The sequence below is a fragment of the Bacillus sp. EKM501B genome, from assembly GCF_011800505.1.
Classification (GTDB): Bacteria; Bacillota; Bacilli; order Bacillales; family Bacillaceae_G; genus Bacillus_A; species Bacillus_A cereus.
Genome location: NZ_JAALFZ010000003.1, coordinates 246,296 through 260,901 on the forward strand (window position 1 = coordinate 246,296; position 14,606 = coordinate 260,901).

Genomic DNA, 14,606 nt, shown 5'->3' on the forward strand with positions numbered 1-14,606 from the left:
ATACTCCTTGGTTATTTTAATTGCTGAAATGCATAATGTGCCATTTTCTTCGTATCAGGATACAGTTGCTTGCGGGTAGAAGATAATACAACATTAATGACACGTTTACCGTCTTTTTCATCCACTGTTACGACTGTATATTTGCCAAGTGCTGATAGACCGCTTTTACTTCCAATCGCATATGGATCGTCATATAGTTCTTCTCGTCCGTAGTTTGCGATGTTTGGAGAGCGTTCTGAAGTATGTAGAGTTGTACGTGTTGAATTCATATATTCTAAAACAACTGGATACTTTAATGCTTCTTTCGTAATAATAGCAATGTCATATGGCGATACTTTATTTCCAAGTGCATCAGCACCACTTGCGTTTTTGAAAGTCGCATGCTTTGTACCAAGTTCCTTCGCTCTAGCATTCATCATTTTCACAAATTCATTTTTTGATCCTGCAATATGTTCTGCAATTGATTCAGCTATTGGATCTGCACTAATGATAAGCATAAGTTTTAATGCCTCATCACGCTTTAATTTTTCTCCAGCACGAAGTTTAATTTTCTTGCTTTGACTTTCTGTTTTAATTGCGTTTTCTGTAACCGTAATTTCTTCATCTTCTTTTACATTCTCTAGTAAAAGAAGGGTTGTCATCATTTTGGCTATACTAGCCGGATAAGAGCGTTCGTCTTCGCGTTTCCCATACAAAATTTCACCTGTGTTTGCATCGATTGTAACCCCATATTGCCCAGTAATGTTGGGTTGATCAGCTCTTACAGCTTGTTGTCTTTGTGCATAAGAGAAGAAAATCATCCCTGTAAATAGTGTGGCAATCATTACAATCATAACTATTGTTCGTTTCATTATAATTCCCTCATTTGTTACAAATAAATTGGGCAGAAAAAGCAGCCATTAATCATTATGCCACGTTCTCTGCCCAAAAATATAGCGTTATTTTTCGCCCATATTATGCTTTTTATATTGTTGGTTATTACCTTGACGTCCTTTTTCCACGCCGTGGTTATGCGGACCTGCGTTTCCAGTTACACTAGCTGCACTAATTCCAGCCTTTGAAGGGTTCTTCTTAAGTTTTGCCATATATATTCCTCCAGTTTCGTCAGATTATAAAAAGGGAAAGTGTATTTTAGTGAAGAAAATACATATATAGCATGGCCAAATGAAAGAAAAATATTTATTTCAGAAAATTTTATCAATAAATATATTGCGAAAATTTAAACAGTATCATATATTTATTAGTAGAGGCTCACTCATTGATTGCGACTTATGTCGAAAAATTGAATGAGCATTCATTCAAGAATAGGGGGAGAATTGGATGTTCCAAATTAAAAAGGCTGCTGTTCTAGGTTCAGGCGTAATGGGTTCGGGAATTGCGGCACACTTAGCTAATATTGGTATTCCGACATTATTGCTTGATATTGTACCACCTGCGCTTACGAAAGAAGAAGAAGCGAAGGGACTTACATTAGAACATAAAAGTGTGAGAAATCGTTTTAGTAATACGGCTGTGCAAAAACTATTAAAGCAAAAACCAGCTCCTCTGACAGTGAAAGGAAATCTAGCACTGATTGAAGCAGGTAACTTAGAAGATGATCTTGAGCGTCTAGCTGATGTAGATTGGATTATTGAAGTAGTAGTTGAAAACTTAGATATTAAAAAGAAATTATTTGAAAAAGTAGACGCTGTTCGTAAACCGGGCTCAATTGTAAGCTCGAATACGTCAGGCATTTCAGTTGAAAAAATGGCAGAAGGTCGTTCAGACGACTTCCAGAAACACTTCTTAGGCACACACTTTTTTAACCCACCACGATATTTAAAACTTCTAGAGGTAATACCGACGAAAGAAACAGATCCACAAGTATTAAGCTTCATGAAACTATTTGGCGAAGACGTTCTTGGAAAAGGCGTTGTTATCGCAAAAGATACACCAAACTTTATTGGAAACCGCATCGGTACGTACGGTTTACTTGTTACTCTTCAAGAGATGGTAAAACGCGGCTATAGCATTGGGGAAGTTGATTCTGTAACAGGCCCACTTATTGGTCGTCCGAAGAGCGCAACGTTCCGCACATTAGATGTTGTCGGTTTAGATACATTCGTACACGTTGCAAATAACGTATATGAAAATGTGCAAGAAGAAGAGCGTGATGTATTTAAAGTACCAGCCTTCATGCATGACATGCTTGAGAAAAAATGGCTTGGAAGCAAAACAGGTCAAGGCTTCTTCTTAAAACAAGGAAAAGAAATTTTAGAACTAAATCCTGAAACGATGGAATATGAAGCGCGTAAAAAATTAAAAGCTGCATCCGTAGAGTTAAGTAAACAAGAAAAAGGATTAGCGAATAAATTGAAAGCGCTTGTATACGCAAAAGACCGCGCAGGAGAGTTATTATGGAACATCATTACACCAACTCTTTTATACTCTGCAAAACTGCATAAAGAAATTGCTGACGATATCGTTGCAATTGACCAAGCGATGAAGTGGGGCTTCGGCTGGGAGCAAGGACCGTTTGAAGTTTGGGATGCAATCGGCGTTGAAAAATCCGTTCAAAAGATGGAAGAAAACGGCGTAGTCGTTCCTACTTGGGTGAAAGAAATGTTAGAGAAAGGTTTCACTACTTTCTATAAACATGATAACGGCGATAGCTACTATTACGATAATGGCGAATATAAGCTAATCGAACGTAATAAAAAAGCAATTTCTCTTAAGCAATTAAAAGCGAAAAATGGTGTATTAAAGAAAAATAGCGGAGCGAGCTTAATTGATTTAGGCGACGGCATCCTTTGCTTAGAGTTCCATTCGAAGAGTAATGCAATCGGTATGGATATTACGCAAATGATTAACTACGCTGTTGATGAAGTAGAAAAGAATTATAAAGGTCTTGTTATCGGTAACCAATCGAAGAACTTCTGCGTTGGTGCGAACCTAGCAATGATCTTAATGGAAGCACAAGACGACAACTACTTTGAAATTGAGTGGGTTGTGAAAAACTTCCAAGATGCAATGACGAAAATTAAGTACTCTTCTAAGCCAGTTGTAGCAGCACCATACGGTATGACGCTTGGCGGAGGTACAGAAGTTTGCTTACCAGCAGCGAGCATTCAAGCTTCTAGTGAAACGTATATGGGCTTAGTAGAAGTTGGTGTTGGCTTAATCCCTGGCGGAGGCGGTAATAAAGAGCTATACATTAAACACTTAAACAAAATGGCAAACGGTGTAGAGTTTGATCTGCAAAAAGTTGCAAATAAAGTGTTCGAAACAGTCGCAATGGCGAAAGTTTCAACTTCAGGACAAGAAGCAGTTTCTCATAACTTCTTAGGTGATAAAGATGGTATTAGTGTGAATGGTGATCACTTACTATACGATGCGAAACAGAAAGCACTTGCTTTATATGAAGCTGGTTATAAAGCGCCGATCCGTAAAAAGATACCAGTTGTTGGGGAAACAGGATATGCAACTCTTGCACTTGGTGCTGAAGCAATGCATTTATCTGGTTATATTTCAGAGTACGATCTTCACATTGCTAAGAAACTTGCATATGTCATTGCGGGCGGAAAAGTGCCGTACGGAACAGAAGTTGATGAGCAATATTTATTAGATGTAGAACGTGAAGCATTTATTAGCTTAGTAAGTGAGATGAAATCACAAGCAAGAATGCAGCACATGCTTGTAAAAGGAAAGCCATTACGTAACTAATAACGAGGGGAGATATCGTTCATGAGAGAAGCTGTCATTGTTGCGGGAGCAAGAACACCAATTGGAAAAGCAAAGAGGGGTTCATTAAAAACAGTTCGTCCTGACGATCTAGGGGCGTTAGTAGTAAAGGAAACGTTAAAGCGTGCAAATTATGAAGGACCAATCGATGATTTAATTTTCGGTTGTGCGATGCCAGAAGCAGAGCAAGGTTTAAATATGGCTCGTAATATCGGCGGATTAGCAGGACTTTCTTACGATGTTCCAGCTATTACGATTAACCGTTACTGTTCTTCAGGTTTACAAAGTATCGCTTACGGAGCTGAGCGTATTATGCTTGGTCACTCTGAAGCTGTATTATCAGGCGGAGCAGAATCAATGAGTTTAGTTCCAATGATGGGACACGTTGTTCGTCCGAATAGTCGCCTTGTAGAAGCGGCTCCAGAATATTATATGGGTATGGGACATACAGCAGAGCAAGTTGCTGTGAAATATGGAATTTCTCGTGAAGAGCAAGATGCATTTGCAGTAAGAAGTCATCAACGTGCTGCGAAAGCATTAGCTGCAGGAAACTTTGCTGATGAAACAGTACCTGTAGATGTGACGTTACGCTCGGTTGGATCAAACAATAAACTTCAAGAAGAAACGATCACTTTCGCACAAGACGAAGGTGTAAGAGCAGAGACGACACTAGACATTTTAGGAAAATTACGTCCAGCATTTAACGTTCGCGGTTCTGTAACGGCTGGTAACTCTTCACAAATGAGTGATGGTGCAGCATCTGTATTATTAATGGATCGCGAAAAAGCAGTGAGCGATGGCATGAAGCCACTTGCGAAATTCCGTTCATTTGCAGTAGCTGGCGTACCACCAGAAGTAATGGGAATCGGCCCAATCGCTGCAATTCCAAAAGCGTTAAAACTAGCTGGCTTAGAGTTATCTGATATTGGCTTATTCGAACTAAATGAAGCATTTGCTTCTCAATCGATCCAAGTTATTCGTGAACTTGGTTTAGATGAAGAAAAAGTAAACGTAAACGGTGGTGCAATCGCACTTGGACATCCACTTGGCTGTACAGGAGCAAAACTAACACTATCTCTTATTCACGAGATGAAACGTCGCAACGAACAATTCGGTATCGTAACAATGTGTATCGGCGGCGGAATGGGAGCAGCGGGAGTATTTGAATTACTTTAAAAAGTGCAGGTGGCTCGTTTAGAACAGGAGGGCGTTGGAAGCCTTGACGAAGAGGCGCTTTTTGCCTCACAGGAAGGGGTGAAACGACCGACTGTTTTAGCCACTGGAACTTGATTATGAAAAAAAGTGGAAGCGGCTCGTTCAGAATGTGAGGGGGATGGAGCTTCAGACGTAGAGGCGTTCTTTGCCTCGCAGGAAGAAGCGAAGCCACCGAACATTCTAGCCGCTGGAACTGGATTATAAAAAAAAAATGGAAGCAACAAAGGTTTATAAAAAAAGGGAGAGCTAGCTTCTTTCAAAAAGAGAGAAGCGGCTCATGAAAATATGAAGGAGGAAATTTTCATGGAAAAAACAGTAGGAAATGCGGTTAAAGGCGGTAGCTTTTTAGTAGATGAGATTACGATTGATCAAGTGTTTACGCCAGAAGATTTTTCATCTGAGCATAAAATGATTGCTAAAACGACAGAGGACTTTATCGTAAATGAAGTTCTTCCAGAGCTTGAATATTTAGAGCAACATGAGTTTGATCGTTCAGTTCGTCTTTTAAAAGAAGCTGGAGAACTTGGTTTATTAGGCGCTGACGTACCAGAAGAGTACGGCGGAATTGGTCTTGATAAAGTAAGCTCAGCGTTAATCGCAGAGAAATTCTCTCGCGCTGGTGGTTTTGCAATTACTCACGGTGCTCACGTAGGTATCGGATCTTTACCAATCGTATTATTCGGTAACGAAGAGCAAAAGAAAAAGTATTTACCATTACTTGCAACTGGTGAAAAATTAGCTGCATACGCATTAACAGAGCCAGGTTCAGGATCTGACGCATTAGGCGCAAAAACAACTGCACGTTTAAATGCAGAAGGTACACATTATGTATTAAACGGTGAAAAACAGTGGATTACAAACTCTGCATTCGCTGACGTATTCGTTGTATATGCAAAAATCGATGGAGAGCACTTCTCAGCATTTATCGTAGAGAAAGACTACGCTGGCGTATCTACAAGCCCAGAAGAAAAGAAAATGGGTATTAAATGTTCTTCAACTCGTACGTTAATTTTAGAAGATGCGTTAGTACCGAAAGAAAACTTACTTGGTGAAATCGGTAAAGGTCATATTATCGCATTCAACATTTTAAATATCGGTCGTTATAAATTAGGTGTTGGTACAGTTGGATCTGCGAAACGTGCAGTAGAAATTTCAGCACAATATGCAAACCAACGTCAACAGTTCAAACAACCAATCGCTCGCTTCCCATTAATTCAAGAGAAACTTGCGAATATGGCAGCAAAAACATATGCAGCTGAAAGCTCTGTATATCGTACAGTAGGTTTATTCGAAAGCCGCATGAGCACATTATCTGAAGAAGAAGTAAAAGATGGTAAAGCAGTAGCAGCTTCTATCGCTGAATATGCAATCGAGTGCTCTTTAAACAAAGTATTTGGTTCTGAAGTATTAGACTATACAGTTGATGAAGGTGTTCAAATTCACGGTGGTTACGGATTTATGGCAGAATACGAGATTGAAAGAATGTACCGTGATTCTCGTATTAACCGTATTTTCGAAGGAACGAACGAAATTAACCGCCTAATCGTACCAGGTACGTTCTTACGTAAAGCGATGAAAGGTGAATTACCACTTCTTCAAAAAGCACAAAAATTACAAGAAGAGTTAATGATGATGATGCCAGAAGAAGTAGGCGATGAGCCATTAGCACTTCAAAAGTATTTAGTAACTAATGCGAAGAAAATCGGCTTAATGGTAGCTGGATTAGCGGCTCAAAAATATGGTAAAGCATTAGATAAAGAGCAAGAAATTCTTGTAAATATCGCTGACATCGTAAGCAATCTATACGCAATGGAATCAGCTGTTCTTCGTACAGAAAAAGCGATCAAAACAACTGGTCTTGAAAAGAATAAACAAAAAGTGTTATACACTGAAGTATTCTGCCAAGAAGCATTTAACGAAATCGAAGCAGATGCGAAAGAAACACTTATCGCAGTTGAAAACGGCGACATGCTGCGCATGATGTTATCATCATTACGTAAATTAACTCGCCACACACCACTTAACGTAATTCCGAAGAAACGTGAAATCGCTGCGAAAATTTTAGAAGATGAGCGTTACACAGTTTAATATCTTTAAAGAACAGTAGTCGTTTATACGGCTACTGTTCTTTTTTTTGAAAAAAAGAAATTTTTTAGTGACACAAAACTAATGCCATTAGTATAATAAAACTAATGGTATTAGTTTTCGTGAAAAGGGAGATGGGACTATGAGGATGATACATGAAAAAACGTTATATCAATTGTCATTTTTGCCAAGAGCGTTTCCTGTAAATTGTTACTTTGTAGAGGAAGAAGATGGTTTAACTTTAATTGATGCGGCTTTGCCATATAGCGCAAAAGGTATTTTACAGGCGGCTGAGAAAATAGGAAAACCAATTACTAAAATTGTATTAACACATGCGCATGATGATCACATCGGTGCATTAGACGCATTAAAGGAAGTACTTCCTCATGTTCCAGTCTATATTTCTAAGCGGGACGCAAAGCTGTTAGAAGGAGATACGACGTTACAAAAGGATGAACCGAATATACCGATAAAAGGCGGTGTACCTAAAAAAGTAAAAACGGTACCTGATGTTTTATTAGAAGATGGCGACCGAGTTGGATCGCTTCTTGCAATTATGACACCGGGACATACACCAGGATCCATGTCGTTTCTTGATGTACGGAATAAAGCTCTTATTGTTGGGGATGCATTCCAAACAAGAGGAGGTATGGCTGTTTCGGGACAAATGAAATTTTGGTTTCCGTTTCCTGCGATGGCAACGTGGAGCAAAGAAATATCATTACAAAGTGCAGAGAAGTTAAGCGAATATGAGCCTTCCTTACTTGCGGCAGGGCATGGGGAAATGATAAAGAATCCAGGGACTGTCATAGAGCTTGCTATTAAGGAAGCGAAACGGAATATAGAAAGTAAGAAAGAGGGTTAATTTATGTCACCGAGAATCGGACTTACATTACAGAAAATTGTAGAAACAGCTGCAGAAATTGCAGATACAAATGGAATACAAGAAGTAACGTTAGCTTCATTAGCGCAAAGGTTAGGGATACGTTCGCCCTCACTATATAATTATGTAAAAGGGTTACAAGATGTACGGAAAAATCTTGGTATTTACGGAATAAAACAGCTGCATAACAAACTGGAAGAAGCGGCCGAGGATAAACGTATGGATGAAGCAATTCATGCATTAGGAGAAGCGTATGTAGCATTTGTCCGAAAACATCCTGGACTATATGAAGCAACTTTTTTACGAGATGAAGAAGTAAGAAAAGCAGGTGACGGAATTGTAAAGCTTTGTCTTCAAGTATTACAACAGTATGGCTTAGAAGGAGAGAATGCACTTCATGCGACACGCGGATTCAGAAGTATTTGTCATGGATTTGCTTCGATTGAACAGCAAGGCGGATTTGGTTTGCCGTTAGATCTAGATATAAGTTTACATGTATTATTGGAAACGTTTATTAAAGGGTTACGTGAATAAGAAGCAAGGTAAACAAAAACCTTAGAAGTGATTCTAAGGTTTTTTAGTGCATATGATTCGAAAAGAATGGTAGGCTTTTTCTTATGAAATGATATTATTTTGCAGGTTTGAAAAATGTATATATCGCTAAGGAAAAGCAAACGAAACTGAATACGATGGGGTCTTGATAGGGACTAGGCTCAGAGCCCTTCTGGATTTCTGTAAGGAAGTCATGTGTTTTCATGTTCATTGCTCCTTTATATAAGAATACTTTTAATGAAGCTAATACTTACTAATAGAGTTGCACTAATAAACAATTATAAAAATGTAGTGTTACGATTTTTATAATTGTTAAGTGCTATAAATAGAAAACAAATGAGAAATAACATATGTAAAGGTATAGAAGTGAATATTGGTTTTAAATTTAATATATCAATCAACAGTTTTACATAGAAGCTTGCGTAAATGATAAAGAAGATAACTTTAACATATTTTTGCATGAGCATGCCTTCCTACCATGGTTTGTTTGAGGATTATACTGTTATTATAAGGTTAGCTTTTGAATATTTGTATTTTTCTGTAACTATAACATTTTTTTGTATTTATAAATAGATGTGATTGATTTGAAATGTAAGAAAGCTTTTTCATGAATACGATTTAAAAAGAACAGAATACTAAAGGAGAATGAAAGAAGAAAGGTAGGAGTATTCCATGCAAAATTTAACAGAGCTTGAAGTAGAAAATTTACGTCATTTGATCGGTGGACACGCAACAATTATTAACAAGTTGGAACAGTATGCACAGACGTGTACAGATCCACAATTGAAACAAATGTTACAAAAGGATGCGCAAGATGCACGAAATACGAAGCAACAATTAATGACTTTCCTAGGATAGGAGGAAGCGGAACATGAATGAAAAAGATATGGTAAATGATTATTTAGCAGGATTAAATGCAAGTTTAACAAGTTATGCAAATTATATTGCTCAGTCTGATAATGAACAGTTACACCAAACGTTAATTCAAATTCGTAATCAAGATGAAATGCGCCAACGTAATATGTATGAGTACGCAAAGCAAAAAAGTTATTACAAACCGGCAGCACCTGCGAATCCGATGATTGTGCAGCAATTAAAAAGTCAATTAAGTGCGGAATAACAGGAAAAAGAAGACGAGCGAATTTATTCGCTCGTCTTCTTTTTTATATGTCAATAAATACATAATAAATATTTTTCCAATTGTAACAAATATGACGAAAATGGAATATAACAATTCACAAAAAGGACAAATGCTTTGTTCAATATTTCACAAAGTATCCATGGTTTCTATCGTGATAAACTCTATAATTAGGAGTGTAAAGAGCAAAAGAAATAGATTATATGATCAATTAGGAGAGATTGCTATGAAAAGACATACAAGAAAAATTGCAATTATCGGTACTGGATTAGTTGGATCAAGTTGTGCGTATTCCATTGTAAATCAAGGGATTTGTGAAGAGCTATTATTAATTGATATAAATCATGAACGTGCAGTTGGGGAAGCGATGGATTTATCACATTGCATTAACTTTACAAATACAAGAACAAAAGTATATGCAGGAAGCTATGAAGACTGCAAAGATATGGACATCGTTATTATTACAGCAGGGCCAGCACCAAAACCTGGACAAAGTCGCTTAGATACTTTAGGAGCGAGTGCGAAGATTATGGAAAGTGTTGTTGGCGGCGTAATGGAAAGTGGATTTGATGGTATTTTCTTACTTGCATCGAACCCAGTTGATATTATTACATATGAAGTGTGGAAATTATCTGGATTACCTAGAAATCGCGTAATCGGTACAGGTACATCATTAGATTCTTCTCGCTTAAGAACAATTTTATCTGAAATGTTACATGTAGACCCTCGTAGTATTCATGGGTATTCATTAGGAGAACATGGTGATTCTCAAATGGTTGCTTGGTCTCACGTAACTGTTGGTGGAAAGCCAATTCTGCAAATTTTAGAAGAACAAAAAGAACGATTTGGTAAAATAGATTTAGATGAAATTGTTGAGAAGACTGCAAAAGCTGGTTGGGAAATTTATAAACGTAAAGGAACTACTTATTACGGAATTGGAAATTCTCTAGCATATATTGCGAGTTCCATCTTTAATGATGATCACCGTGTCATTGCTGTATCAGCCATTTTAGATGGTGAGTATGGTGAATATGATATTTGTACAGGAGTACCAGCTATTATTACTAGAGACGGTATAAGAGAAGTTGTAGAACTCAATTTAACAGAGGATGAAGAATCTCGATTCGCAAAATCAAACGATATTTTACGTGATTATATGAAAACAATTGGTTACTAACTTATAGAAGAAGGTGAAACAAATGAAGGAATATATAATGTCTCGTGTATTTAAAGCATCTGCTGGAATCGCACAAGGTATTTTCGTATCCCTCGGAATTGGTTTACTGATCGAAAATATAGGAAGAATTGTTGATATACCATTACTTATTACAATCGGAGTTGTTGCAAAATCACTAATGGCACCGGCAATTGGTGCCGGAATTGCTTTTATGCTCGGTGCAAACGGTCTTGTAATCTTCTCAGCGATGGTAGCCGGAGCAATTGGTGCCGGATCCATTTCAATTACTGAAGCTGGTCTAATTATTAAAACAGGTGAGCCAATCGGTGCATTATTAACAGCAACTTTAGCTGTATATATTGGTAAACGTTTAAGTGGAAAAACTGCGTTAGATATGATGCTCGTTCCATTTGCGGCCATATTAGGTTCTGGTTTAGTTGGTATTTGGTTATCTCATAATATTACTCCTGTTTTAAATACAGTTGGAGCGTTTATTAAAGATAGCTCAGCTGGTAGCCCATTCATCGCTTCTATCGTCATTGCAGTAGTTTGGGGGCTATTACTTATCTCTCCAGCTTCATCAGCTGCGTTAGCAATTGCACTTAGCTTAGACGGTGTTGCAGGTGGTGCTGCTCTTGCCGGATGCGTCGCTCAGTTTATCGGATTCTCTGTCATCTCAGCGAAAGAAAATAATTTAGGTGGCATATTAGCTCAAGCACTTTGTACTCCGAAAGTACAGTTACCAAATATCACTAAAAATCCAATGATTCTCGTCCCAACTGTCGTTGCCAGTGCTATAGTCGGTCCAGTATCCGCATTAATTTTCCAACTGGAAGCAGGAAAGGAAATTGCAGGTCTTGGATTAAGTTCTCTTATCGCACCAATTAATTTAATTTCCAGCCAAGGATGGGAAGTTCTCCCGGCGATGGTAATTACTTATATCGTCATTCCAGTAGCTGTTTCTTATATACTTTACATTGCTCTTAAAAAAGCAGGTCGTATTCACTCTGGTGATATGACTGTACCGCAATCTTAAGTTGAAAATCTCCTTAATAATATATAAAAGCAGACTGAGAAGCCACAGTCTGCTTTTTTGTCATGCTACATTCTATGATTTTGTTTTACTGGAACTCTTATTGGTTCTTTGGCCAATAAGAGCTGAACGCCGAAGTAAAGTATACTTGCAAGCGTCATTCCAGAAATGGCATCTACAAAGGCATGCTGCTTCGTAAATAGCGTTGATAAAATAATAAGTGTACCGAAGAAAGTAAGGATGTAATATTCAAAAGCATGCTGTTCTCTACGCTTAAAGGCAGCTAACATAATTACAAATGTAGTAAGAACGTGAATGCTAGGGAAACAGTTTACTGGCTGGTCGATACTATAAATATAGCGAACTAGTTCAGAAAATACATCTGTTCCAACGACAGTCGGACGCGGTACAGTTGTTTGCCAAAAATAATAAATAGAAAAACAAGCAAGCTTTCCAAAAATAACACTACTTAAAGTGACATAATATTGCTTTCGGTCAGCAAAGCAGTAATAAATAAGTGCGCCGTATAAGTATGGAAACCAAAGTAAATAAGGAATAATAAATGCTTTTACAAATGGAATCCAATCATCTACTACAGTTGTAACGTCTACTGCGTGAACAGTCGATTTATTTAATACGTCGTAAAGGGGACTTACGAGCACGAGTAGAAGTATATAACTTAACGGAAGAAAAGATGAAAGTTTAAATTTCTTCATGTTGATCTCCTATGTTTAGTAATGTAAGTAAATTCAATTGATTATAATATAGAAACGTGAATTGGGCTATCGATTTTACTTACATTTTCTTGAATTAACCTTACGTTTTTGTCACTTGACTAAAAAGAAGGAGAGGGTGCTAAATGAAGCGTTTATCGTATTTCTTATTTTTTATATTGATATGCCTAGTAGGTGCTGGGTGTGCAAAGGATAAAGCAGGAGAGAAATTAGAATATAACGGAAGAGCACTCGTAATTGGAGTTGTTGGAGAAAAGCCGAAAGATACGTTTAGGAATGTAAAGTTTGAAGAAATGAAGTTAGAGGAACTGGAAAAGAAATCTAAGGAAGTGGATGGTTTTCTAATAATGAAAGATCACTTTCAAGAAGCCTCAACAGAGCAGTATAAAAATGTATTTTCATCGCTAAAGAAACCAGTGTTTTTTATCGGTTTACAAGATAAATCATATTCAATTTTTATTACAAAAGGAATAGAGTATAACAGTGCACGAAAAGATGTAAATGCTATGTATACGCAAGGCTTTGCAAATATCGGAAGTGGTGAAGGGCAACAATGGGCAATTGGTTTATCTAATGGTGGAAATACAGAAGAAAGTATTCATAATATGTATATCGTCGTATTTCAAACCATCGCAGATTATTTGAATAGATGATGAGGGAGCCTGTAAACGAGGCTTCTTATTTTTTTAATCAAACGTTTGTTTAAGCTGTATGTTCGGTAGGAAGAAACTGATGTAACTCAATGGTTAAGAAAGAAAAATGGAGAATTAATCAAACGTTTGTTTAAGCTGTATGTTCGGTAGGAAGAAACTCCTGTAGTTCAAAGGTTAAGAAAGAAAAATGGAGAATTAATCAAACGCTTGTTTAAGATATATGTTTGGTGCAGAATCTAAAAAATTTATATATTTATTTTTTTCTTAACAAATGGCGGAAAAATAAGAAAAATTCGCAGGATTATTAAAAATTATCACGAAATAAGTAAAAGTTTAGCGAATAATGGTTTGAAATAATAAAACGTTTTCTATATGATAAAGGTAAAGGTTAGTAAAAAAGTAGGTGAATTTATGACAGTAACATTTTATTCATATCCAAAGTGTGGCACATGTCAAAAGGCAAAGAAATGGTTTGAGGCAAACGATGTAGCATATGAGATGATTCATATTGTTGAAAATCCACCATCAAAAGAAGATTTACGTAATTTACATGAAAAAAGTGAATTACCATTAAAAAAATTCTTTAATACAAGTGGAATGCGTTACCGTGAACTTGGTCTAAAAGATAAGTTGAAAGATGCAAGCGAAGACGAAATGTATGAGCTTTTAGCATCTGATGGCATGTTGATTAAACGTCCAATTGTAACAGATGGAACGAATGTAACACTTGGTTTTAACGAAGAGCAGTTTGAAAGTGTGTGGAAAAAGTACCAATAAGGTATTTTTACATAATTAATACATTCACTGGAGGTACAGTCATGAGCATTCCAAATAATTTACGTTACTCTGAAGAACACGAATGGGTAAAAACTGAAGGTAATGAAGTTGTTATCGGTATCACTCACTTTGCACAAGGTGAGCTAGGCGATATCGTATTCGTTGAACTTCCTGAAGTAGGTGCAACAATCGAAGCTGACGAGCCATTCGGAAGCGTAGAATCTGTTAAAACAGTTTCTGAGTTATACGCACCTGTAAGCGGTAAAGTTGTAGCAGTAAACGAAGAATTAAGTGACCAACCAGAACTTGTTAACGAATCTCCATACGAGGGTGCATGGATGGTTAAAGTTGAACTTTCTGATGCAAGCCAAGTTGAGAAGTTATTAACTGCAGAAAAATATGCAGAAATGACAAACCAAGACTAATTATAGTCGACTAAAGGACAGGCTTTGTGCTGTCCTTTTTTATTTTGTGTGAAATAATGAAATTCAAGTTATATGTAAATAAATAAGCTATTATGAGAAAAACTGTTTTGTGGTAAGGTTTCATAAGTCTTCACAATCTAAACGAGCCGCTTGCGCTTTTCATTGTCCAGCTCCACCTCCTAGCCCTTCATGTCTAAGAACCCTCCGCACAAGA

General features: G+C 37.2%; 15 protein-coding genes. 12 read left to right on the forward strand and 3 right to left on the reverse strand.

Going from position 1 to position 14,606, the window contains the following annotated elements:
- Nucleotides 1-11 precede the first annotated feature (11 nt).
- Together HFD78_RS10325 and HFD78_RS10330 are read right to left on the reverse strand one after the other, a co-directional pair.
- Entirely contained in the window at nt 12-851 is an 840-nt protein-coding gene (locus tag HFD78_RS10325; protein ID WP_000831467.1) for a D-alanyl-D-alanine carboxypeptidase family protein, read from the reverse strand.
- Nucleotides 852-938: 87 nt separating this feature from the next.
- Nucleotides 939-1,085, reverse strand: coding sequence for a YuzL family protein (locus HFD78_RS10330; protein ID WP_001096344.1), 147 nt, complete (start codon nt 1,083-1,085; stop codon nt 939-941).
- Between the two features lie 235 nt (nt 1,086-1,320).
- Here HFD78_RS10330 and HFD78_RS10335 point away from each other — a divergent pair, with 235 nt between their 5' ends.
- The 9 genes from HFD78_RS10335 (at nt 1,321) to HFD78_RS10375 (ending at nt 11,806) form a co-directional block, all read left to right on the forward strand.
- Nucleotides 1,321-3,702: a 3-hydroxyacyl-CoA dehydrogenase/enoyl-CoA hydratase family protein gene (locus tag HFD78_RS10335; RefSeq protein ID WP_000486378.1), complete on the forward strand. Its 2,382-nt coding sequence runs from the start codon at nt 1,321-1,323 to the stop codon at nt 3,700-3,702.
- A 21-nt stretch (nt 3,703-3,723) separates the two neighbouring features.
- Nucleotides 3,724-4,896, forward strand: a complete 1,173-nt coding sequence (locus HFD78_RS10340; RefSeq protein ID WP_001206324.1) for an acetyl-CoA C-acetyltransferase — start codon at nt 3,724-3,726, stop codon at nt 4,894-4,896.
- A 342-nt stretch (nt 4,897-5,238) separates the two neighbouring features.
- Nucleotides 5,239-7,023 carry an acyl-CoA dehydrogenase family protein gene (locus HFD78_RS10345; protein ID WP_000416291.1) on the forward strand — a complete coding sequence of 595 codons (1,785 nt, stop codon included), beginning with the start codon at nt 5,239-5,241 and terminating at the stop codon, nt 7,021-7,023.
- 139 nt (nt 7,024-7,162) lie between these two features.
- On the forward strand, nt 7,163-7,885 hold the full coding sequence (locus tag HFD78_RS10350) for an MBL fold metallo-hydrolase (RefSeq protein WP_001242324.1): 723 nt from the start codon (nt 7,163-7,165) through the stop codon (nt 7,883-7,885).
- 3 nt (nt 7,886-7,888) lie between these two features.
- Nucleotides 7,889-8,437 carry a TetR/AcrR family transcriptional regulator gene (locus HFD78_RS10355; RefSeq protein ID WP_000074942.1) on the forward strand — a complete coding sequence of 183 codons (549 nt, stop codon included), beginning with the start codon at nt 7,889-7,891 and terminating at the stop codon, nt 8,435-8,437.
- 690 nt (nt 8,438-9,127) lie between these two features.
- A complete protein-coding gene (locus tag HFD78_RS10360) occupies nt 9,128-9,313 on the forward strand; it encodes a hypothetical protein (RefSeq protein ID WP_001180555.1) in 186 nt (61 codons plus the stop codon).
- Between the two features lie 13 nt (nt 9,314-9,326).
- Nucleotides 9,327-9,575, forward strand: coding sequence for a spore coat protein (locus HFD78_RS10365; RefSeq protein ID WP_001002987.1), 249 nt, complete (start codon nt 9,327-9,329; stop codon nt 9,573-9,575).
- A gap of 244 nt (nt 9,576-9,819) precedes the next feature.
- Nucleotides 9,820-10,770, forward strand: a complete 951-nt coding sequence (locus tag HFD78_RS10370) for an L-lactate dehydrogenase (protein ID WP_000820651.1) — start codon at nt 9,820-9,822, stop codon at nt 10,768-10,770.
- 22 nt (nt 10,771-10,792) lie between these two features.
- Complete coding sequence (locus tag HFD78_RS10375; protein ID WP_000666178.1) at nt 10,793-11,806, forward strand: PTS sugar transporter subunit IIC; 1,014 nt, start codon at nt 10,793-10,795, stop codon at nt 11,804-11,806.
- Nucleotides 11,807-11,871: 65 nt separating this feature from the next.
- Here HFD78_RS10375 and HFD78_RS10380 read toward each other — a convergent pair whose 3' ends face one another.
- Nucleotides 11,872-12,519 (reverse strand): phosphatase PAP2 family protein, encoded by a 648-nt coding sequence (locus tag HFD78_RS10380; protein ID WP_000713771.1) that lies wholly within the window; start codon nt 12,517-12,519, stop codon nt 11,872-11,874.
- A 143-nt stretch (nt 12,520-12,662) separates the two neighbouring features.
- Between HFD78_RS10380 and HFD78_RS10385 the strand changes: the two genes are divergently transcribed.
- From HFD78_RS10385 to gcvH, 3 genes are all read left to right on the forward strand, one after another.
- The gene (locus tag HFD78_RS10385; protein ID WP_000826869.1) at nt 12,663-13,190 is read left to right on the forward strand and encodes a hypothetical protein; all 528 of its coding nucleotides are present in this window, start codon (nt 12,663-12,665) and stop codon (nt 13,188-13,190) included.
- A 411-nt stretch (nt 13,191-13,601) separates the two neighbouring features.
- Nucleotides 13,602-13,967, forward strand: a complete 366-nt coding sequence (locus tag HFD78_RS10390; protein ID WP_000218968.1) for an arsenate reductase family protein — start codon at nt 13,602-13,604, stop codon at nt 13,965-13,967.
- 41 nt (nt 13,968-14,008) lie between these two features.
- Nucleotides 14,009-14,392 (forward strand): glycine cleavage system protein GcvH, encoded by a 384-nt coding sequence (gene gcvH, locus HFD78_RS10395; protein WP_000026896.1) that lies wholly within the window; start codon nt 14,009-14,011, stop codon nt 14,390-14,392.
- Nucleotides 14,393-14,606: the final 214 nt, after the last annotated feature.